Source organism: Serratia sp. PF-27 (assembly GCF_030053255.1).
Classification (GTDB): Bacteria; Pseudomonadota; Gammaproteobacteria; order Enterobacterales; family Enterobacteriaceae; genus Serratia; species Serratia bockelmannii.
Window position 1 is genome coordinate 79,163 of sequence record NZ_JASGBT010000008.1, and the last position, 19,193, is coordinate 98,355.

A 19,193-nucleotide genomic window follows, 5' to 3' on the forward strand; every position below is an offset into this window, starting at 1 on the left:
GCCCGTCTGAGCAGGTGATGAATAAGCAGACATAGCGGGTCCTTACAGGCAGGGCCTGATGGAGATTAAAAAGCTGAAGTGATGGAAAAATCAGAGAGGTTGGTAGCGATGATGCAGCGTCAGTCTGATGGCGGTCAGAAGAAAACTGCCTGTGATATTGTTATGAGCTCTCAGAACTTGACAGGTTGACGGCTGGTTCACTGATTGACCGGCATCGGTGTCTGTCAGGCGCTGACCCGCACAGCCGTTTTATTCTCAGGGCGTGCTTAACACATATTAAATAAATAACTCGTGATGATGGCAATCAGGGAGATGATTCATGAATAAAAAACCGGCGATGACCTTCTTTCATGCAACAACGCAAAGTCGGGGACAAAAAATTCTGGCGTCAGGATTGATATTGAGGCAGGCACCTCCTGCTGTGAAATGGAGCCTGCAGACATCGCCAGGATGGGTATATCTTTCTGATCATGTTGACCATGCCGTCCACTGGGGTAACAAAGTTTCACTTCTCAATAATGAGAGTGAGTTGTTTTACATTTTCAAAATTAGCCTCCCTCTTTCTCAATGCCACCCTGATGTTGACAACCTGATTTACGAAGCATGGATGTCACCCGATGAAGCCGCTGGAGTTGATCTGGCGTCGTGCCTGATGAAGTGCCATTCATGCCGGACGGCGAATGATTTGATCGTCTCTGAGCAGGTGGTGGCGTACTGTACACTCCCGGTGAATCATCACGGGAATAAGGTTCACCCTCTGTCTGATGTCGTCGAGAGTCTCATCTGCCACATCTCACCGCATGAGCACATTTTGTTTGAAAAACACAGGAGAATGATTGACTGGACGGCATTATGACCGCCCGGAAAGTAACGAGAGCCTGATGCGCTTACCGGCACTGTTTTTCGCTTCAAGGCTTGGAGGGACAGACAAGACCCAAACGTCAATAACAAAAAGGTGCAGATATTTTTTTCGCGTACAGCCCGTAAATTCAATTCTGGGTTGCCACTCTCCGACACGACTGTGTGCCGCCATTTTCGCACTCTGTGACACCATGGAAAGCAGGTGCAAAAGTCCCCCTGCCAGCGTACCATCATCCCCCCTCAGAAAACGCCTGAGCTGCACTTCAGGTTGTGATTCATTGAGGAGAGTCGTGCCGGAAAGATGTCTGATGACCACTGAAATCATCTCTTCGGGCGACAGCATATTTAGTTTCATGCATCAAACCTCAGCGTGAGTCTGCGTCAGCGCCGTTCTTCAGAAAATGGAAGCTGATGAACTGCTGACGACGGATATACCAGTCGTTAAAGCCAGGAAGAGGCGTCTGTTTCAGCCCTTTGACGGCAACCGACATCCAGGACGAATGCCTGTCAATTTGTATGATCAACGATGCATTTGAATATTCGCTGTCCTTCGATTGGCATCTGAGCAGACCGCAATGCATCAGCAGCCAGCTACCGGTATATTCCGGCCAGCGTGCAATGAATTCGTGAATGAGGCTTTCCTCCTCACATACGGGGGGCACCTCAGTGAGTGCCCGGACAACGGCCGTCTGAAATTCCGCGGGTGTGGCATGGATACAGCCACCGTGGTAGTGCATCAGTCATTACCTCCTGTAATAGATGGTGCTGTCGGATGAGCAAAACGGTGAGAGCTGGAAATTACTGAACGGTTATGCCCGGCACCTCTTCCGAAGCGGGTCGCCACTGTGGCCAGCCGGTTTTGGGCTGTACACCGCAGGCGGACGCATGACCCGCTACCGTGGCGACGGCGCCCTGGCTGAAGGCTTTACCGTCCAGCCAGCAGGTGCCGTTCTGCGCGCTCTGGTTCAGCGCAATGAGCATCTGCTGCATGCTGCTGTTGATGAGCTGCACGGAAGCGTTCACCTGGTCCAGCTTCTGGCTGACCATGACGTCAGTGATAGGCTGGGCAGCAAAGGCGGCGCCGGACAGGCCGGCAGAAAGTGCCAGCGCGACCAGCGCTGTGCAAAAATGTTTTTTCATGAAAAGACTCCGGGAAGGAAAAAGAAGAGGAACATAGCCGCCCCGCTGCGGGGCGGCATCCGGACTTAACCCACGCTGACCGGCGTCATGCCCATCTGCGTCTGGCCGCGCTTGATCATCTCCGGTATGCCCAGCAGCAGCAGGCTGGTGACCAGCCCCAGTGCGACCATCCAGAGTTTGATCTGCGGGTTGTTCTTCATCCCCTTGGCCGCAAAAATGCTGCCGATAACGCCGCACACCCCAGCCAGTTGCACCATTCCCAGCACGCTGGTCGTGCCGGCCTTGGCGCCCTCGGCAACGCGGTTCGCCATATCAGCGAAGTCCCCGTCGGCCATGGCCATCGGTGAAATGAACGCAAGCCAGGCGGAGAGTACGCGCAGCGTCAGGCGGCGCAGAGCTTCAGACAGCATCAGGACGCGTGCGTAAGCCGCACAGTAAAGGCGAGTCATCATGGTGTTTTCCTTTAAAAAATGAGTGTGGCCGGATGGCCGGTTAAATCGTCCGTGAGGACGGAATTTCCGCAGCCTGCTTCAGTGCAGGCCGAGTGTTTTCTGAATGGCGTCAAGCAGGTAGGGGTTACAGATAAACATCACGCCAATGATAAATTTCGCGGTGCCGGTGTTCACGTCGTTCCCGGCGGTCAGGCCGGTGTGGCCGTCTTTTTTCGACCTGCGCCACAGCAGCACGCCGGATAGCGCGAACCACACGCCAATCATGCGCAGCAGGGTCAGCAGGGCGTTGGCCGCCACCGCGCCCTGACCGAACGTGCCCTGGTCAACGTAGCTGATGGCGTCAAACGAGACCTGCCAGCCCACCTGACGCGCGCCCGCGCCGATAAGCTGGTCGAGCCCCGCCAGGCCGCAGCACAGCAACACCCAGGAAATAACAGCGCCGCCGCTCGCCGCCTGACCTGGTGCCTTGCGGGCAAGCCAGGACTGGCGGGCGAGAAAGCCGCTGGAGCCCACCACGCCGAAGAGCACGCCGAGCGTGAGCGCGAGGTTAATGCCCGCGCTCAGCAGCCCCGAGGCCAGGTTGGACAGCATGGTGATGCCGTCGAGCGATCCTCCCATGACGCCTCCCTAGCGCAGCACGCCGGCGCTGGTTGTGACGCTGCGGTCGTCCGTATTCACCTCACGTACCGTGACGCCGCCGAGGCTGTCGCCCGCCTGCACCGCCCACGTCCGGCCCTGCCAGCTGACCCACGCCATGCCGTTCTGCAGGCTTTCCAGCCGCATCCCGGACAGCGCGGAGCGCGTGTGCTTCTGGCCAGCCGCGGCATGACCCGGCGAAGCGTCCGGCCTCACGGCCAGCACGGTGACCAGGTTACCCAGCCGCGTGTTTTCTTTTTCCACCCCGTCAAGGCGCTGCTGCAGCGTGGTCAGCGCCCTGCTCTGCGCGCGCACCGTGTCCGACAGGCGGGTGATTGCCTCACGGTTAGCCACCTCAAACTCGTGGCCCTCGCGGATAAGCTTCACCACGTCATCCGGCACGCTGCCCCCGGATGCGGGATCGTTCAGGGCGCCAGCCGGTACGCTGAGCCCGCCGGTCTGCGGCGGGGCGGGCGCAGGAGCCGGCGTGACCGGGGCGGCTGCCGGGGCTGGCGCAGGCTGCACGCTGCCAAAGCCCGGGTCCTGCCCGAAGGCAAGCTGTCCGGCGTCCGGCGCGGAGGAGGACGGCACGAGCAGGAACCAGCCGGCGGCCAGGATAACGATCGCCCCGCCGGCGAGCCACGGCAGCGACTGCCCGAGCCAGAGCTTGCGCGTCAGCAGGCTCTCTTTTTTCTGTACCGGCGGCGCGGGCACCGGCGCGTTATCGGCCGCGCTCACCGCCGGCTGCGGATCGAATTCATTCACGTGGGGTTCCTCTCTGTTCGGCCGCGCGGATGCGCGTCTGTGTTTCCGCACGCAGGTCGGCGGCGGTCGGGGTCGGGTTGCTGCTCGGAGCCGCCGGCGACGGGGCCACCGGGGCAGATGGGGTGCTCCCCTGCCCGGATTCCGCGTCGGTGCTATAGACACCGCTCATAAACTGAAGCGCCACCACATCACCGTTGTGGACATAGACGGTCCGGTCAGGCAGACGGGCGGCATCGCTGGTCAGCACCTGTCCCGCACGCTGCGCTATGCCGCCAGCAATGACGCCGCCGACCACCGTGGGATCCGGCAGGCCGGGGCGGGCGGTAACGGTGTTAAAGCCGTTGCTCAGCAGCTGCGTGTTGGACTGCGCGTAAAGCTGGCCCGCCTCGCCGGCGCCGCCGAAAATGGAAGGCAGCACGATGCGGCGGAAGTAGTGATGATTGACGTCGCTGGCAATGTTGGCCACGAGGGTTTTGTCATCCAGCGCGTAGGCGTCCACCTTGTAGGCCTGTCCGTTCAGCGTCATGGTGGTGAAGTGAATGACGACGCCGTCGCCGGACAGCTTCGCCCCTTCGGGCGCCTTCAGCACCGCCCCCTGATACCTGCCGGTTCTGATGCAGGCCAGCACGGGCGTGGTGCCGTTGTCTGAATCCACGCCGGTGCAGATTTCGGCAGGCCCCCGCCAGTAGGGTTCCACCACCACCGACGCCGGCGGCGCGTTCCGGACGTTGTCGCGGCTGCGCGCGGCGGCAAGCTGCACGGCACTGCCGGGCAGCGAGTCGCGCCAGTCCGTCCAGCCCCCGTCTTTGCCGCCCAGCAGCTGCGCCGGAGGCAGCTCACCCGCTTTGGGCTCCGCCTGCATCTTCGCCAGCAGCGCGGCCAGCGACTTCTGACGCGCCTCCGTCAGGGCCTTTTCCTGCTCCGGCGTGCGCCCGCTGCCCTGTGGCCGGGGAAGAGGCTGTGTCACCGTCACCGGAGCCGCCTTTGGCGGTTCAGCCGCCGTCGTCACGTCCTGCTGCAGCGGAATGCTGGCGATAAAGCTCTGGTTCGAGGCCGCCGCCGTCTGCGCGCCGCGGGCGTTGTTTTCGCGCAGCAATTCGCGATAAGCCGGCTGCTCCTGCGCGCGGGTCTGGGTGGTGCCCGTAACGCGGGTCAGGTCCACGCGGGAGACGGCGGGCGGCGGCGTTGCCAGCCAGCTCCACAGCGCGTAGCCGCCCCCCACCACTGCCACCATGCCGCCGGCAATCAGGCCCATCATCAGGCGGATGTTGCGCCCGCCGGTGTTCTGTTGATCGCTCATGATTACTCCAGGGCAATGCTGAGGGCTTCGGTGCGCCCGTCAACGGAAAAGGCCACGCGCGGCGTCAGCGGCAGCTTCCAGAGGTGCGTGCCGTCGGCGGAGGAGAGCGTGGTATCGAACTCGTCGCGGATGTCCGCGCGCGAGCGGATGTACAGGTCATCACCCTGCTGCCATACCGCCGTGTCCGGCACGCTGCCGGTGGTTTTCAGGCGCTTTGCGCCCGACGGCGGCACGCCGTCCAGAAACGCCTGCAGCACGTCGTCGTGCAGACCGATGCGCGAGGGGCCCGGCGCGTCGGGTGCCGTCCCCGGACCGCGGCGCGGAATGCGCAGGTCAAGGCGAGCGTCCACCGTCCAGGTCTTCTTCACCGTGTCGGCCTCGCCGCTCATCACGCTTATCTGCAGCGGCACCGGCAGGCCTTCCAGCCCCACGGTCACCAGCGTGTTCACGAAGTCGCGCTTTGCCGTGATGACCATAAAGGACATGCCCGGTATCCACTTCACGTCGATGTCCGGTGAGCCGCTCACCGGGTCCCCGAGGATTTTCCAGGGCGCGCCGGTGCTGTCGATAAAGCTCACCGTGGCGGGCCAGTTCACCGCGGTGCGCACCAGCGGCAGGCTCGCGCCCGGCTGCAGGCTCACGGTCTGCGCGGTGATGCGCGGCACCGCCGTGATGCCCGGCGTGGCCAGCGCCCGGTTCTGCTCGGTCTGCTGCGCGCGCAGCTGTCGGATTTCATCCGGCGTCAGCGGGGCGATGGTCGCCTGCGCCTGGTCGTACGACACCGACGTTGGCGGCGGCAGCGCCTGTCCGGGCAGCGGACCTGCTGCGGCAGGCGTACCCGCCGCCTGACCTGATGCGTTCTGACCGGTTGCAGCAGCACCGCTGGCGGACGCGGTGGAGCGCCACCCGCCGTCGGTGCCGGCCGCCGGGGCGGTCCCCGCTGACGTGGCGGCACCCGCGCTGCCGCACAGCGCCAGCCAGAGGGCCAGCGTGCGAAAGTTGCTCATAGGATTATCCTGCGTTGTTGGTGATGGTCTGGGTGACCTCAAGACCGCGCGGCTTGAGTCGCACGTCGGCCTGCTGAATGCGCAGCGTGAAGATGTAGCGCAGCGGCGGGCTGCTGCTGTTCTGCCCCTGCAGGCGCATCGTGACCGGATACTGGAACTCCCACGTGTAGCGCCCGCCAATCACGCCGCGTCGGGTGATAACGCCCGGCTCCACGGTGTTGGTGAGGTTCATACGCTTGTCCTTTACAAGCGACAGGATGTTGGAGCCGGTGGTCAGCGCCTGGTTGTAGCCGGTGAAGCCCTCTTCCGAGAAGTCAGGCGACGCCGCCGTCATCTGGTCACGGTAATGCACGAAGTCCAGCGTGAAGGCCTTGCTGATGGTGTCGGCACCGAACTGGCGCACGTCGCTCTCGCTCCACACCGGCTTGTCCGTCGGGTAAAACGGCGTGATGCGGCCGTTTTCGGTGGCCAGGTAGTGCGAAGGCATGTTGAGCAGCACATAAATCAGCACGCCGATGGTAATCGCCTGAATTCCGTTACCGATGAGGCTCCACACGGCGACGGTCAGGCAGCGGTGCGCAAACCGGGCGCCCAGCGTTCGCTCGTTCTGGGCGTTTACCGCGTGCTCGTAAATCTTCGGGTCGGTCAGGACCACGGCCGCCTCCTCAGGCGGCACGGCGGGTTGGGGGTTCTGCATACGATGTTCCTTACAGGCCGTAGGACTGCCACGGGTCGATACTGGTGGGCAGGTTGCTGTTGATTTTGTCCGTCAGCGCCCCGCAGACCTTCTCTGACGCCTGATTCATGATGTCCTGCAGGCTCGGCAGGTTGGGCAGGCTGATGGAGATATTGCGGATGCCGGACAGGCAGTTCTGCAGCTGATCGGACGTCTGGCTTTCGCGGGCCGCCCATGCGTCGCTGGCCTTCTTCGCGGCGTTATAACCCGCCTCGCTTCCGGTCTGCGCCGCGCTGCCCGCGCGGCAGGTCGCGGCGCCGGCGCCAAAAGTAGTGCAGCAGAAGAAGACCGCCACAAGGGCGGTCGCTGTTTTGTTTGTCATGTGAAGTCTCCGGATGAATCGATTACTGGGCCGGCCGCGGCGGCGTGACCGGTGCTGCCTGTGGTGCTGCTGCCGGCTGGTCCTTTACCCAGCCTGATTCCGCTTTGTAGCGCTCGTCGTAGCCGAGGCGGGCGTGCAGCGCGGCGGGCAGGTCGGCGGGCGCGTCCAGCTTCGCGATGCGCGGCTGATCGTCGCCGGTCAGCCGCACCACCACGTGCTCGCGCGGCACGGGCTGGCCGTTTGACTTGTTAATGCCGTTGCCGCTGCCAATGGGCTGGGCGCCCTCCGGCGTGAGCAGGTTAATCACCATCGGCGGCGACTCCCTGTTGTCCGGCAGGCTGACCAGCACGTGCTGATACTCACCGTCCCGCCGCACCACGCCCTGCAGGTAGTGACCGTCACCCTGCACCAGATAGAGGTCCGGCCGGCCGTCTTCCCCCCACGCCGACATCACCGCCGTGCCGGCGCGGTCGTTATGTTCCGGGCGCGGCGCCGACAGCGGATCGCCCGGGACGCTGCTGCCCTGCCCGTCAGGCTTAAGCCAGTACAGCCCGTCGGCCGGCTTCGGCGGCGCATCGATATCGAGCCTGAGGCGGCTCACCAGCACGTGCTGTATCTGCGTGTAGCGGTTCACGTCAACGGCCGAGAGCCGCACCATGTCCTCAGCGCCGGTCTGCACGCGGGTGCCCCCGACCGGGGCCAGCGACCACTGATTGCGGCGGGTCTGTACCTTTTCATACTGACCGCTGAAGTTGCCCTGCGCGTCCTTCATCGGCTTATTGACGGTGACCGGCTGCTCACCCATCCACTGCAGCGTGACCATGCGACCGGGCTGCAGGTGCGTCTCACGCAGCAGGCCGGCAAGCTCCTTACCCCAGAACGTCTGAGAGCCTTCTTTCGTACGCAGCGTAATAAAGGTGCTCTCGCTGGCGTCCTTTTCAAAGCGGAAGGGAGCCTGACCGCAGGCGGTGACCTTACCGGTGACCGGCTCCCGGGCTTTTTCTGCCGGGGTGTGCACCGCCGGAGAAATCTTCGGCGCGGCGGGTTCAGGGGCCGGTGCAGAGGTTCGCTGAGGTGACGCTGTCACGGGTGCGACGTTCTGTACTGGCTCGCTGGCCCGCGCCGCCGTCGTTACGGGGGGAACCTCAGTCGCGCGCGGAGCCTGCGGGTCGCCGCGCACCGCATCGGCGGGGGCGGCTGGCGTGACGGGCTGACCCGCAGCCCGGCGTGCTGCATCGAGGTCGGCCTGCTGGCTGGCGTTCTTCATACTCACGTCCAGCTTGTTGGCCACGATGACACCGATCGCAAATGCCCTGAACTCGTCGCTGCCGGTGAGTTCGATGCGGCCCTGATAGTGATTGGCGGCGGTCAGCAGCGCGGCAAGCACCTTCTCTTCGTGCGCGCTGGCGCCCTCCGCCATGACCAGGCGGTTACCGCGGTCTATAAACGCGGGCTCGCCGTCCAGCTTGTACACCACGCTTTTGCCGTCCGGGTGCCTGTCATGCGTGACGCGGCTCAGCAGCTTATCGGCATCGATGCGGGAAGACGTCGCCCCGGATGTGGCGGGCATATCCTCTTCCTGCGATGCCACGCGCGGCGCGCCGACCAGAATGGCGTTTTCCTCACCAAAGGATGCGACCGCCGGTGAAGGTGCCGCGTCAGAACGTTTTTCCAGCTCTGCGCGAAGTTCGGCCTCCAGCGCCTCGCTCTCTCCGGAAGGCCAGCGCGCATTTTCAGTATCGTTACCCTGGGACCACATTTCCGTCAGCGCGATCCGCTCATTAATGAGTGCGCCCGTACGCATGGCCAGCACGTCCGTGTCCAGGCTGGCGGCTTCGTCTTTCAGCGCACGCAGGCGCTGACTGATGTCGGCAAAACCCGCGCTGAAGTCCGGGGTGCCCGCTGTGGCGGAGGAGGCGGCAGCAGCCGGCTGTTCTGCACCGGCAGGCGATGCCTGTGGTGCCTCAGACGGCTGAACGTCAGGCACGTTCGGGGCCGGTACAGACTCAGCGACTGCAGCAGGCTCTGCCAAGGCCGGTTCAGGAGCGGTCGTGACCTCAGCTGCGGTAACCGGAATGGCCGGTGCTGCCTGTGGCGTTGCTGCCTCCTGAACGGGCGCCATCGGCTCAGGGATAACAGAGGAGGCGTCAGGAGAAACTGCTTTTTCTGGCTGTACCGCCGGCTCAGGTGCGGGCGTGACCTCCGCTGCGATACCGGGAGTGGTCGGTGCTGCTTCTGACTTAGCCGCATCCTGAACCGGTGCCATTGGCTCAGAGATAACAGGGGAGGCTGACGTCTCAGGCTGTACCGCAGGCGCCGGAACGTCAGCGACCGCCGGAGCTGCTTCAGCAGGTGCCGCAGCAGAGGCGCGGGACGCAGCCAGTGCGGCAACGGCTGCAGTCACGGCCCGGCCTTCCGTCTCGCCGGCGGCCAGGTCAAGGCGCCCGAACGCCGCCCAGGATGACTGAACGTCTGCAGGCGACTGCTCACCGGACAGCTCGGCGCGGCGCAGGTCGTTGCGCACCTCGCGCAGCGCCCTTTCCAGCTGCGGACGCGACAGCTCGCCGTCCGCCAGGCGGGTGTAAAGCGACTGGATCTGCGCCGGGATGGTTCGCAGATCTGCCTGCCCGCTGCTGCGCAGAGACAGCGTGGTGTCGCTGTCCTTCAGGCCCGCGGCGCTCAGCGCGCGGCTGAACATCCCCGGGCGCTCACTCACCGCCAGCCCGTCGCCGGTCAGACGGTCAAACACCGCCTGTGTTTCGCTGACGTAAGCGTCGTTGTAGGTGCCGGACTCGCGCACCCGGTTAAGTTCGCGCTGCAGGCGATCGGTGGTGTCCTGAAACGCCTCCGGGGTAATGCTGCCCTGAATCAGCGAGGACAGCGCTCCGCGCAGCTCGCCCTGTATCGCCGGCGGTGCGCGCAGGCTATCAGCCTCCGCGACCGGTGCAGCAGCTGGCGCTGCGGGTGCCGGCTGCGGGTCGGGAACGACGGGCGCCTCTGCCACAGCAGGCGCCGGAACGATCGGCTCTGGCACTGCGGTGACGTCAGCTGCATCAGCAGGAGCCGCCTGCGGCGCGTCGGGTGCCGGACTGTCCTGGATTGCGAGCACCGGTTCCGGCGCTGGCGGTGTGGCTGGCGCGGCTTCAGGCTGCTGCGCCTTCAGGATGCGGTAAACGCTGGTCTGCCCGATGCCGAGCTGCTCCGCAATCTGCGCGGGCTTCAGCCCCTCATCGCGCAGCTTCAGAATTTCATCCGTTTTCTCTCTGGCGGCACCGGGGCGGCGGGCTGGAGTGGAGTCCGCTGCGGCGTCCGGGGACGCGGCGGAAAGATTGTCCGGCGCTGGCTGTGCGTCGTCAGGTGTGGCCATGGGGGCATCCTTATGGTTGAGCTGCTCAAGAGCCTGAGCAATGTCGGGAAGCAGCGTTTCGCGCAGGCGCTCAGCGCCGCGGAACAGGTGCAGGTCGTTAAAGTCGGTAAAGCCGCGCTCGATTTCGGCGGCCGTCAGGTCCGGCAGCAGCACGGCGCCGCCGGTCGCCGCTGCGGCGCGGTTTGCCGACAGCACGCCTTTATTGATGTCTTTGGTGTGGTCAACGTCGGCCATAAACAGGTGCGGGCTGTCGGGGTAGCGGTCCTTCAGTACGTTCGCCACCGTCTCCATGTTGCCGGCGTCGATGGTCATCACGACCGGACGGCCGGTGACCATGTGCAGGCTGCGCGCGGTGGCGTAGCCCTCCGCGTACAGGACGGGCTCGCCGTTGCGCAGCTCACCGCCCTCCACGCGGAAGTGCCCGGCCTTGGGGGCGTCCTTAAACAGGAACTTCTCACCGTCGGGCGGAATGTACTGCAGCGTGCGAAACGCGCCGTCTGCGTCACCGAACGGCACGACCAGCGCGCCGTTGCGCGTCTGGCGCACGTCATCCGCCACCGTGATGCCCTTGCGCACCAGATAGCCGTGCGCCGGGTCGGCCGCCGGCAGCCGCTCATACAGCGCCTTTGCCTTTGCGGTCTGCTGCGCGTAAAGCGCGGCCTGCTCGCGGGCAAAGTCATCCTGCGACTGACGCATCACCGCGCGGATGTGCACGCGCGCCAGCGGGTCAGCTTTTCCTGCTCCGCCGCTGCTGGCCCTCCAGCGCGTGATGTCCTTGTCGTTCTCGGCGCGGTGGTAGTTGATGAACCAGCCGCCGGGCTTCACACCGTCGAGAAAACCGCGATAGACGCCGTCTTTGTTCCCTTTTTTCCCGTCCGCCACCGGCACGCGGTGTCGCCGTCCGTCCATCACCGGCAGGCCGTCCAGCACCAGACCGCCGCTGGTCAGCGCGTCCAGAAACTCCGACTGCGGGTCGCCGCCGCCGCTGCTGCGGATGCTGCGGTCCGGCAGCCACTTCTGCAGCCGGCTCAGGTCGGCGCCCGGGCGCGCGTACCAGAGCTGCGCCTCTTTATCCCACGTGATGGCGTTGCCCCCGTCCGGGTGCTTTCCGGCGTCGGCGCGCGCGGCGTCGCGCTGGTCCGGCAGGACCGCAAGCCATACCGGGTAGTCAGCTGTACTCATGATGCCTCCTGTTACAGGGTCAGAGACGGCTACTCACCGTCGGTGTAGCGCCGGTACCACCAGGGACGGCCGCTCAGGCTTTTGCCGCGTGCAATGCGGGCAAAACGCGTCAGCAGCTCGGTGACGCCCCAACCGAAGGCTTTCAGCAGGCGGAACACGGCGATGATGCCGGTCACGACGTAAATCGTGTTCATGGCGGGAAAGCGGAACCAGAAGAGATAAAGCAGAAACAGCCAGGCGGGGATGCCGAGAAAGCTCAGCGGGCTGCCCGCCCACCGCCAGAACCCCGGCGGGTAATCCTCTTTTCTGAACTCACTCATGCACGGCCCTCCTCAAACTCGCGGCGCTGAGGCGGCGACATCACCACCGCCAGCTCGGATTCGGCGATGCGGCCCGTGCGGTACAGCTGCCACGCCTGATCCACGATGCGGCGCTTTTCCAGCCGGATAATGTTGTTGATGTGCGCGCCCCACTGCGACCACGGCATGCCGGCAAGCTTCTCGCGCAGGTAGTAGTCAAAAAGGATGTACTCGCGCACCGCCACGCGCTTTCCGTCAGTGGTGCGCAGCAGCGTCTGCACCACCACGTACTGCAGCACGCCCAGCAGCGACCAGGCCAGAGAGTCGCGGCTCTCGTGCGGAAACTCGTTGATGAGGCGCGGAAACGCCTCCCCGGGCGAGTCAATGTGCGTGGTGGACAGCGTCAGGTGACCGAGCTGCCCGGCGCGGATGCCCACATCAATGGTCTCGCGGTCGCGCATTTCCCCCACCCCGATAACTGACGGCGCGCGTCTGAGGTCCGCGCGGATGCCGCTGGCGAAGTCGGGAATGTCCCTGCCGACCTGCGACTGCAGCGGCGGCAGCACGTCGTCCGGCCGGCCCAGGATGAACTCGATCGGGTCCTCTTTGGTGGTGACCTTGCGGTCCGGGTCCGTGTCCAGGCAGTAGCGGTAGGTCGCCGCCAGCGACGTGCTTTTACCTGAGCCGGTAATGCCGCCCCAGAGCCCCATGCCTTTGGCCGGCAGGAGGTTGGCCATCAGGTCCGGCTCAAGGCCGAGGCTCTCCAGCGGCGGGATATCGGACGGAATGACGCGCATTGTCCAGCCGATGGTGCTGTCCTGACGCCCCGCCGTCCCCTGCAGCAGGTTGACGCGAAAGCGGATGCGCTCGCCGCGGTTCAGGCCCCAGCGGCCGGTCATGTCGCCGTCGAGCTGCATTGCGCGGTCAATGGCGACCCCGCCGCGCACCTTCGGGCGAAGCTCCGGGGTAAACACCTCGTCCATCAGCTTGGACAGGGTGTCGTCCGCCACCGCGAAGGGGCTCGCCCTGAGCAGGCGGCCGTAGCGGCCCACTACGAAGTGGTTGTCGCCCTGCAGGTGAATGTCGCTCACGTTATTGCGTGCGCACCACACCATAAAGCCGCGCAGCGCGTCGGCGTTCAGCCCGCTGCCAAAGTCGTAAAGTTCCAGTCCTGAGGCTGACATCAGCGCTTCTCCGTATTGATGACCGGCTTCCACTTCGCCTTGTCGGTGACAAAGCCGGCGCGTGACTCCAGGCGACGCTCGCGGTCGCCGGTGGTGAGCTTGTTGCTGTCGCCGGTGACCGTCTGCTGACGCTCGGTGACCACCGGGGCGGTAATGAGGTTCTGACGGCGCAGCAGCACGTACTGCAGCATGCCGTTGTAGTCGCGCGTCAGGCGGTTGACGTTGGCCTCCAGCGTCTCGTCGGCGCTCTGGCGCCCTTCCGCCCAGCCTTCATTTACTGCCGCCTGCCAGATGTCGCGCTGCACGCCGTTCTCCGGTATCAGCCCGCCCACCGGCTCGTCCGGCGGCACGGTGCTGAGTCCGGCCATCAGCCAGCCCCGCCACGTCGGCGGATTGCTCACGAAGCGCTCGGGCTGGATGATTTCGTACACGTGGCTCGCGGTGCGTATCTGGTCGGGGGTGACGTGCGCCACGTCCACGGCCTCGGTGATGACCGGCGGCAGCCAGCCGCGGGCGCTGATAAGTGGGCGGAAGTCATAGGTGGCATCCAGCTGCTTCGCGCGCGCCTCCAGGTCACGCCGGAGCTCCCACGCGCGCTGCGCCTTGCCGCCGCGAAAGCCGGTGGTGCGCCCGCCCTCGGTCAGCATCTGGCGGCGGTTATCGGACACGTCAGACGTGTCGCGCTCTCGCGGCGACAGGTAGGCCTCAGGACCCGGCGGCGGTGCGCCGTCCGGCCCGGGCGCGGGGGCCGCCTTCGTGAAGTGAAATCCCGCGCAGCCCGCCAGCAGCGCGGGCAGCAGCAGGACGGTGAGTCGGGCTTTCATCGGCGGTTCCCCTTCGCGTGGCGGGTCTGAACGGCTGGCAGAGACGGCATGAACTGCAGCACCATCTGCCCCGGGTAGGTGACGACCGTGGCGCGCCAGGCGGTCTGCATCTCAATCATGCGCATCGCGTTGGCATAGGTAACGCCCTGCACGTCGATGTTCACGGGCAGCGGCAGGCGCACGCCCGTGTAGCTGAAGGACTGCCCGCGCGCCCGGGCGAGCTGGCTCAGGAGCTCCACCGCGTCACCGTCCCAGCTGAACGTAACGCGGTCGCTGTCGGCCCGGACGGACGCCACCGGCAGCGGCGTGCCGGCGTCGAGGTCGCCCTGGGTCCAGAGCTGCGTCATCTGCAGCGCTGTCCGGGGTGGCGGGGTGGTCTGTGCCGCAGCCGGAGCGGCTGCGTGCTGTTGCGCGGGCAGCTGACAGCCGCACAGCAGCAGCACCGGCAGCGCGGTAATAAGGTGTTTATTCATGGTGTCTCCGGGGGTTGCCGGTCTTCAGAAGGGTGAGCAGGCGGCGCCGTTCAGCGGCTGGCCAGCCAGATGGAATAGACTTTTCGCGCATACAGCATGCGGCGGGCCTGATTGCCGTCCGCAAATCCGGCGTTGTAGCTGCCGAGGCACTGCCAGGTCAGGCCGCAGACCTGCAGGTGCTGCGCGAGGATCCAGGCGCCCGTCTGCACGTTAAGGCAGGGCTGCGTCAGGAGGTCGCGTTCATCGCTGATAACGCCCATGGCTTTGAGCTTTGCCAGGTGCGTGGAGTTGATCTGCATCAGCCCGAAATCCCGGCTGGTCACGCGCCCCTGCCGGTCGCGGTTGTAGCCGACCGCGTGTGGGTTCATGCCGCTTTCCACCTGCGCGATGGCGCGCAGGAGCTGCGGTGACACGTGATAGCGGGCGCCGGCCTCGCGGAAGCAGTAGGCCTGTGCGGTGGCGGAGAAAAACAGCGCGGCCGCCAGCAACAGCAGCGTGCGCCAGAAGTGGGTGATTCGCATGGGTGAAATCTCCGGCACCGGGCAGCCGGGCCTGTGGCTATGACATCAGGAGGGGTAGTTATTCAGCAGGCAATTCTTTGAGCGCACGGTGCATCAGTATCCGCTCATCGAGCGCCTTTTTGCAGGCATCATCAGGGCGCCCTTCACTTTCGGCCTTCATCCTGCAGCTCAGGTCACTGTATCCGGTGACGGCCAGCGACAGACTGTGCATGAGTGCGTCAGAACGGTCGGAAAGGCAGCCGAACCACGCCGCGCTAAAAGCATCGAAAGCCTTATCGCCTTTGACGGCTTCGCGAGTTAACGTTTGGTTCTCACGGGTACATTGATGCCTGAAGATTGCCTGCGTCAGGGGTAGCACGGACGCCTCGTCCTTCTGCCAGGGTGAGAAGTCAACGTCATACTGCCAGCTCAGATAGCCCACCGCGCAATACCAGCCGAGAAAAAATACGCTGGCTGCTATGCCCGCCCGCTTTAACGTTACTTTCTGCATGATTCAGTTTCCTGTGAGTTCGATATAGCGCGCATATACCTTGCGGGCGTAGCGCATGCGAAACGGCTCGTTCGCGTTTTTAAAACCGGCGTTATAGGCCCCGACTGACGTCCAGTTCACCCCGTTCTGCGCGATGTTTTTGGCCAGTATCCAGGCGCCGACGTGAATGTTCTGGCAGGCGTTGCCGAGCAGCACGTCACGGGTTATGCCCATCGGGCTTAACACCGGCAGCCAGGAGGAGTTGATTTGCATCATACCGAGGTCTTCGCTCAGCACCCGGCCGTTCTTTTTGTTGAGCCCGATGGCGCCGGGGTTCAGTCCGCTTTCAACTTCGGCGATGGCCTGCAGCAGCCGCCAGTCAACGCTGAAACGTACGCCCGCCTCACGAAAGCAGCGTGCGGCCTCCGGCGGCACTTTCGCCGCATCCGTCACGCCTGCCACGATCAGCAGCAGGCAAATCATCACAGCGCGCCACATAGCGACACCGCCACGAAGACCGGATAAAGCACGGTGATAAACGGCACGCCGCGTACGAACCGGCCCGCTATCGCGGTCAGCACCAGGCTCATGGCCAGACACGCGCCCGACCAGGTCGGGGTCAGCCAGGCGCCAATGGCCGGCAGCACGTACAGGTCACCGGAGGCCAGTGCCGGCGGCTGTGACCGCATCCAGGTGATGAGATTCAGCAGCAGCGCCGGCAGCAGCATGACGGCGGCACCCGTCAGGGCGGGGATGGCATCAGAGCCGCCCGGCAGCAGCGTGGACAGCGCCAGCCAGGAGAGCAGGAAAATGATCAGGTCGGGCACCCACTGTGTCACGCAGTCGATATAGGCGGCGCTGGCCAGCAGCAGTACGAACAGGACAAAGGCCGGGTTGTGCGTCATCAGCCAGGCGGGGAACACGCCACCGCAGAGCATCACGATCGCCAGCAGCGGCCGGATGGGCGCCACGTCAGGATAAACCTGCGTTTCCGCCGCAGAGGCTTCGGCAGCAATGCGGGCACCGGCATAGAGCGCCGGCAGGTTGAAGGCGAGCATCAATGAGAAAATCAGTACAGCGGGAATAATCAGCATTGCATTACCTCACGTAAACCACATAGCCGGCCGGAATAAAGTCAGGCCGGGCAAGCCGTCCGGACGGCGTGTTGATACCGGCCGCATCGCTCAGGCCAAAGTGCGAACTGTTTTCGGTGTCTGTCATCAGCTGGGCATAAACTCCCGGGCTGGCAGGCATAAAGACATACCCCGCACCGCCGCTGATGCGCAGCTGAATCGTGCTGCTGCGGGGCAGCCAGTCGGGCAGGGTTATCCGCGCGGCAGCATCCCCGTCGGCTGGAGTGCTGCTCGTCCAGAGGTCGTTAAATGCAGAGACGTACTGGAGAAACTGGCCCGCCTGCTGGCCCTGCGTCACGCGGTCCACGTTGTCGCGGGCGGTTAGGTTGATGAACATCAGGCAGGAAGTGGCTACCGCCAGCAGCATGGCTGCGAAGAAAACGGAAGATCGCATATGTGTTCCGGGGTGAGGTGATGGAGCCTGACCGGGGGGAGCGGACAGGCGTTAACCCGCAGGAGGACGAAGCCCCGCGCAAGGCAGAATGCGTGAAATAGTTCCGGGCGTCAGAGCGGTCTGATTAAGACCCTCCGGGTATCGTTGGCCTGCACCGCACCGGGCGGAGGCAGACGCTTGCCCGCGCAGGCTGCCCGGGCCTGTATCCGGAGCAGATCCGTAGCCGCATTAATGAGTGCTTCTTCCCGCGTGGGCGCCGGGAGGGTCAGATGTTCGAGGTCAGCAAAACTCACCGTAACGGCGCCGCCCTCCTCACACAGTTCTGCAGGATAAGGCACGAAGAGCGCCGCAAACTTCTGCGCCTGACGCCGTCTGACGTCAAGCTTGCTGACCAGTTGAGTGGCGCGCAGGTGAGTGTACCGCTTCAGCATATTCAGGCTTTTATGTCCGGAAATCGCAGCCACTTCCATTACGTTCAGCGTGCCCAGCTCAAACAGCCGGCTGACGGCTTCATGCCGCAGATCGTGGAAGTGCAGGTCTTCGATTTCGAGCCCGGAAAGTATGCTGCGCCAGGCGCTTTTGAAACCGTTAGAGGTGTAGCTGAAAACCGGACCGGAAAGCGCGCCCGTACATTCGCGTAGCGCCTGACGGGCCTTATACGACAGCGGAACGTCGCGGGCGGTGCCGTTTTTCGTCATCGGCAGGTGAGCGATGCCCAGGTTCAGATCCACGTGCTCCCAGCGCAATGCCAGAATCTCCCCCTGACGCATGGCCGTTTCTAGCGCGAGCGTGAAAATCACCGACAGTTCGGCATTGCGGGTCCGTAACGCACGCCGGATCCGGCGCTCCTCAACAGAGGTCAGCCGGCGCGTACGCCCGGAGGAGGCCTGCGGCTTGCGAACGTGCTCAACCGGATTATGCGTGCAGGTGCCCCACTCGATACGCGCCAGATTATACAGCGCCGAGAGCAGCGCCATCTCCAGCCGTACCGTATTGGCGCTAACCGTGCGGCCTGTCCTGTCGCTGATCGTTGCCAGCCTCCCGTCCCGGTAGGTGGCAATGTCGACGGAAGTGATTTCATCCATGTTCTTTTCGGCCAGCGCTGAGCGTTTCAGCACATTGATGCGATAAAACTCCTGCAGGTGTCCCCGCTTGTGCACGGACACAACGCGACAGTATTTATCGAGCGCCTTTGATAAGGCCATTTTTCTTATGCGTTGTCTGACTGCCATATACCCCCCCAAAAGGGGGGGACGATACCACAATTCATCCTGACATCACTGCCAATCCGGTGTGTGGAAAAAGGCCGAGGGCGGCTCGACAAGAGTGTGTGCTAATAGTTGTGGTGGTAACTGGCCATTGGAAGTCGGCAGAGTGAATCATGATGGCGATTGGTCATCATGGAATACCCTTGGACAGGCCTGTAGTGGCGGTTACACACAAAACTGGCAGGTGCCCGTTTTCTGCGCTGCTAATTAGCCTGCCAATCCGGTGTGTGGAAGCAAACGTCCTCATCGCCTACAACGCAAATCAGATCGGCGGCAGCCGCCAAAACAGTTTCCGTTGACTGCGCTTCAGACGAGGTGCTCGTGGGCGGCGGTGCCGGGTGTAACTCCGGCTCTGATGAGCGCCTGAAATGGAGCCAGCCAACCGGCAATGGATGGGCTGCAGCATGCCCAAATACAACCGTTACTGCCTATGCTATCTGTGCGCATAGATAGTCACTGGTATGTATATACGGTGAAAGCACCCGGTGAGCATCCCTGGCTTGGCAGGGGATTTGAAACGATCGAATAACTGGTATAGGCAGGCACCTGAAATGAAATCGTTCCTGATTTAGCCCAGGCCGGGTTGTTGTCAGACGCAGACGCTGCGCCTACTCCTCCTGCAGAAGCACTGAGCGCCCAGGTGTTCGTGCAGCCCTGCCCATCACCAAGGTCTTTGTACACAACTGAATTGCCGCCAACTGCATACACGGTGACGGTGGCATTACCTGAGTTATATCCGTTGTACTGAGAAGTGAAGCTGCCGACCCATGCATAACGCCCGTTGTTTTTCGGACCGTTCCACACACCGGATTGGCAGGCTAATTAGCAGCGCAGAAAACGGGCACCTGCCAGTTTTGTGT

Annotated in this window: 22 protein-coding genes; 1 reads left to right on the forward strand and 21 read right to left on the reverse strand. The window is 63.8% G+C overall.

Annotated features, from left to right (window positions below; genetic code table 11):
- The first annotated feature begins 319 nt into the window (after positions 1–319).
- Complete coding sequence (locus QMZ29_RS03870; RefSeq protein WP_283225739.1) at positions 320–856, forward strand: hypothetical protein; 537 nt, start codon at positions 320–322, stop codon at positions 854–856.
- Here the strand turns inward: QMZ29_RS03870 and QMZ29_RS03875 are convergent.
- From QMZ29_RS03875 to QMZ29_RS03975, 21 genes are all read right to left on the reverse strand, one after another.
- Positions 851–1,216: a hypothetical protein gene (locus QMZ29_RS03875; RefSeq protein WP_283225740.1), complete on the reverse strand. Its 366-nt coding sequence runs from the start codon at positions 1,214–1,216 to the stop codon at positions 851–853. The two genes, QMZ29_RS03870 and QMZ29_RS03875, sit on opposite strands and share 6 nt — an antisense overlap.
- A gap of 10 nt (positions 1,217–1,226) precedes the next feature.
- Positions 1,227–1,598, reverse strand: a complete 372-nt coding sequence (locus tag QMZ29_RS03880) for a hypothetical protein (protein ID WP_283225741.1) — start codon at positions 1,596–1,598, stop codon at positions 1,227–1,229.
- A gap of 61 nt (positions 1,599–1,659) precedes the next feature.
- Entirely contained in the window at positions 1,660–2,001 is a 342-nt protein-coding gene (locus tag QMZ29_RS03885; protein WP_283225742.1) for a hypothetical protein, read from the reverse strand.
- Between the two features lie 65 nt (positions 2,002–2,066).
- Positions 2,067–2,453 carry a DUF6750 family protein gene (locus tag QMZ29_RS03890; protein ID WP_283216787.1) on the reverse strand — a complete coding sequence of 129 codons (387 nt, stop codon included), beginning with the start codon at positions 2,451–2,453 and terminating at the stop codon, positions 2,067–2,069.
- A 78-nt stretch (positions 2,454–2,531) separates the two neighbouring features.
- Complete coding sequence (gene traQ / locus QMZ29_RS03895) at positions 2,532–3,071, reverse strand: conjugal transfer protein TraQ (RefSeq protein ID WP_283225743.1); 540 nt, start codon at positions 3,069–3,071, stop codon at positions 2,532–2,534.
- 9 nt (positions 3,072–3,080) lie between these two features.
- A complete protein-coding gene (gene traP / locus QMZ29_RS03900; protein ID WP_283225744.1) occupies positions 3,081–3,854 on the reverse strand; it encodes a conjugal transfer protein TraP in 774 nt (257 codons plus the stop codon).
- Complete coding sequence (gene traO, locus QMZ29_RS03905) at positions 3,847–5,154, reverse strand: conjugal transfer protein TraO (RefSeq protein ID WP_283225745.1); 1,308 nt, start codon at positions 5,152–5,154, stop codon at positions 3,847–3,849. The genes traP and traO overlap by 8 nt, the downstream gene beginning before the upstream one ends.
- 2 nt (positions 5,155–5,156) lie before the next feature.
- On the reverse strand, positions 5,157–6,161 hold the full coding sequence (locus tag QMZ29_RS03910; protein WP_283225746.1) for a DotH/IcmK family type IV secretion protein: 1,005 nt from the start codon (positions 6,159–6,161) through the stop codon (positions 5,157–5,159).
- 4 nt (positions 6,162–6,165) lie between these two features.
- Positions 6,166–6,858, reverse strand: a complete 693-nt coding sequence (locus QMZ29_RS03915) for a DotI/IcmL/TraM family protein (protein WP_283225747.1) — start codon at positions 6,856–6,858, stop codon at positions 6,166–6,168.
- A 10-nt stretch (positions 6,859–6,868) separates the two neighbouring features.
- Positions 6,869–7,219: a conjugal transfer protein gene (locus QMZ29_RS03920; RefSeq protein ID WP_283225748.1), complete on the reverse strand. Its 351-nt coding sequence runs from the start codon at positions 7,217–7,219 to the stop codon at positions 6,869–6,871.
- A 22-nt stretch (positions 7,220–7,241) separates the two neighbouring features.
- Positions 7,242–11,768, reverse strand: a complete 4,527-nt coding sequence (locus tag QMZ29_RS03925; protein ID WP_283225749.1) for an LPD7 domain-containing protein — start codon at positions 11,766–11,768, stop codon at positions 7,242–7,244.
- A 29-nt stretch (positions 11,769–11,797) separates the two neighbouring features.
- Positions 11,798–12,088, reverse strand: a complete 291-nt coding sequence (locus QMZ29_RS03930; protein WP_282996710.1) for a conjugal transfer protein — start codon at positions 12,086–12,088, stop codon at positions 11,798–11,800.
- Positions 12,085–13,251, reverse strand: coding sequence for a plasmid transfer ATPase TraJ (gene traJ / locus QMZ29_RS03935; RefSeq protein ID WP_282996711.1), 1,167 nt, complete (start codon positions 13,249–13,251; stop codon positions 12,085–12,087). Before traJ ends, QMZ29_RS03930 begins: the two co-directional genes overlap by 4 nt.
- Entirely contained in the window at positions 13,251–14,075 is an 825-nt protein-coding gene (locus tag QMZ29_RS03940) for a type IV secretory system conjugative DNA transfer family protein (RefSeq protein WP_282996712.1), read from the reverse strand. The genes traJ and QMZ29_RS03940 overlap by 1 nt, the downstream gene beginning before the upstream one ends.
- Positions 14,072–14,548: a DotD/TraH family lipoprotein gene (locus tag QMZ29_RS03945; protein WP_282996713.1), complete on the reverse strand. Its 477-nt coding sequence runs from the start codon at positions 14,546–14,548 to the stop codon at positions 14,072–14,074. The genes QMZ29_RS03940 and QMZ29_RS03945 overlap by 4 nt, the downstream gene beginning before the upstream one ends.
- Positions 14,549–14,598: 50 nt before the next feature.
- Positions 14,599–15,069 carry a lytic transglycosylase domain-containing protein gene (locus tag QMZ29_RS03950; protein ID WP_282996714.1) on the reverse strand — a complete coding sequence of 157 codons (471 nt, stop codon included), beginning with the start codon at positions 15,067–15,069 and terminating at the stop codon, positions 14,599–14,601.
- Positions 15,070–15,127: 58 nt separating this feature from the next.
- Positions 15,128–15,559, reverse strand: coding sequence for a hypothetical protein (locus QMZ29_RS03955; RefSeq protein ID WP_282996715.1), 432 nt, complete (start codon positions 15,557–15,559; stop codon positions 15,128–15,130).
- Positions 15,560–15,562: 3 nt separating this feature from the next.
- Complete coding sequence (locus tag QMZ29_RS03960; protein WP_282996716.1) at positions 15,563–16,036, reverse strand: lytic transglycosylase domain-containing protein; 474 nt, start codon at positions 16,034–16,036, stop codon at positions 15,563–15,565.
- The gene (locus QMZ29_RS03965) at positions 16,021–16,632 is read right to left on the reverse strand and encodes a prepilin peptidase (RefSeq protein ID WP_282996717.1); all 612 of its coding nucleotides are present in this window, start codon (positions 16,630–16,632) and stop codon (positions 16,021–16,023) included. Before QMZ29_RS03965 ends, QMZ29_RS03960 begins: the two co-directional genes overlap by 16 nt.
- A gap of 4 nt (positions 16,633–16,636) precedes the next feature.
- Positions 16,637–17,065 carry a type IV pilus biogenesis protein PilM gene (gene pilM, locus QMZ29_RS03970; RefSeq protein ID WP_282996718.1) on the reverse strand — a complete coding sequence of 143 codons (429 nt, stop codon included), beginning with the start codon at positions 17,063–17,065 and terminating at the stop codon, positions 16,637–16,639.
- A 110-nt stretch (positions 17,066–17,175) separates the two neighbouring features.
- Entirely contained in the window at positions 17,176–18,297 is a 1,122-nt protein-coding gene (locus tag QMZ29_RS03975; RefSeq protein ID WP_282996719.1) for a site-specific integrase, read from the reverse strand.
- Between the last annotated feature and the right edge of the window lie 896 nt (positions 18,298–19,193).

What these genes read in the sequence shown, in the direction of transcription:
- traJ (WP_282996711.1), bottom strand. Translation starts at nt 13,251, where the DNA reads ATGTCAGCCTCAGGACTGGAACTTTACGACTTTGGCAGCGGGCTGAAC.
- traO (WP_283225745.1), bottom strand. Translation starts at nt 5,154, where the DNA reads ATGAGCGATCAACAGAACACCGGCGGGCGCAACATCCGCCTGATGATG.
- QMZ29_RS03950 (WP_282996714.1), bottom strand. Translation starts at nt 15,069, where the DNA reads ATGCGAATCACCCACTTCTGGCGCACGCTGCTGTTGCTGGCGGCCGCG.
- QMZ29_RS03875 (WP_283225740.1), bottom strand. Translation starts at nt 1,216, where the DNA reads ATGAAACTAAATATGCTGTCGCCCGAAGAGATGATTTCAGTGGTCATC.
- QMZ29_RS03945 (WP_282996713.1), bottom strand. Translation starts at nt 14,548, where the DNA reads ATGAATAAACACCTTATTACCGCGCTGCCGGTGCTGCTGCTGTGCGGC.
- QMZ29_RS03915 (WP_283225747.1), bottom strand. Translation starts at nt 6,858, where the DNA reads ATGCAGAACCCCCAACCCGCCGTGCCGCCTGAGGAGGCGGCCGTGGTC.
- QMZ29_RS03880 (WP_283225741.1), bottom strand. Translation starts at nt 1,598, where the DNA reads ATGCACTACCACGGTGGCTGTATCCATGCCACACCCGCGGAATTTCAG.
- QMZ29_RS03975 (WP_282996719.1), bottom strand. Translation starts at nt 18,297, where the DNA reads ATGGCAGTCAGACAACGCATAAGAAAAATGGCCTTATCAAAGGCGCTC.
- QMZ29_RS03960 (WP_282996716.1), bottom strand. Translation starts at nt 16,036, where the DNA reads ATGTGGCGCGCTGTGATGATTTGCCTGCTGCTGATCGTGGCAGGCGTG.
- traQ (WP_283225743.1), bottom strand. Translation starts at nt 3,071, where the DNA reads ATGGGAGGATCGCTCGACGGCATCACCATGCTGTCCAACCTGGCCTCG.
- QMZ29_RS03885 (WP_283225742.1), bottom strand. Translation starts at nt 2,001, where the DNA reads ATGAAAAAACATTTTTGCACAGCGCTGGTCGCGCTGGCACTTTCTGCC.
- QMZ29_RS03910 (WP_283225746.1), bottom strand. Translation starts at nt 6,161, where the DNA reads ATGAGCAACTTTCGCACGCTGGCCCTCTGGCTGGCGCTGTGCGGCAGC.
- QMZ29_RS03870 (WP_283225739.1), top strand. Translation starts at nt 320, where the DNA reads ATGAATAAAAAACCGGCGATGACCTTCTTTCATGCAACAACGCAAAGT.
- QMZ29_RS03925 (WP_283225749.1), bottom strand. Translation starts at nt 11,768, where the DNA reads ATGAGTACAGCTGACTACCCGGTATGGCTTGCGGTCCTGCCGGACCAG.
- QMZ29_RS03965 (WP_282996717.1), bottom strand. Translation starts at nt 16,632, where the DNA reads ATGCTGATTATTCCCGCTGTACTGATTTTCTCATTGATGCTCGCCTTC.
- QMZ29_RS03955 (WP_282996715.1), bottom strand. Translation starts at nt 15,559, where the DNA reads ATGCAGAAAGTAACGTTAAAGCGGGCGGGCATAGCAGCCAGCGTATTT.
- QMZ29_RS03920 (WP_283225748.1), bottom strand. Translation starts at nt 7,219, where the DNA reads ATGACAAACAAAACAGCGACCGCCCTTGTGGCGGTCTTCTTCTGCTGC.
- pilM (WP_282996718.1), bottom strand. Translation starts at nt 17,065, where the DNA reads ATGCGATCTTCCGTTTTCTTCGCAGCCATGCTGCTGGCGGTAGCCACT.
- QMZ29_RS03930 (WP_282996710.1), bottom strand. Translation starts at nt 12,088, where the DNA reads ATGAGTGAGTTCAGAAAAGAGGATTACCCGCCGGGGTTCTGGCGGTGG.
- QMZ29_RS03940 (WP_282996712.1), bottom strand. Translation starts at nt 14,075, where the DNA reads ATGAAAGCCCGACTCACCGTCCTGCTGCTGCCCGCGCTGCTGGCGGGC.
- QMZ29_RS03890 (WP_283216787.1), bottom strand. Translation starts at nt 2,453, where the DNA reads ATGATGACTCGCCTTTACTGTGCGGCTTACGCACGCGTCCTGATGCTG.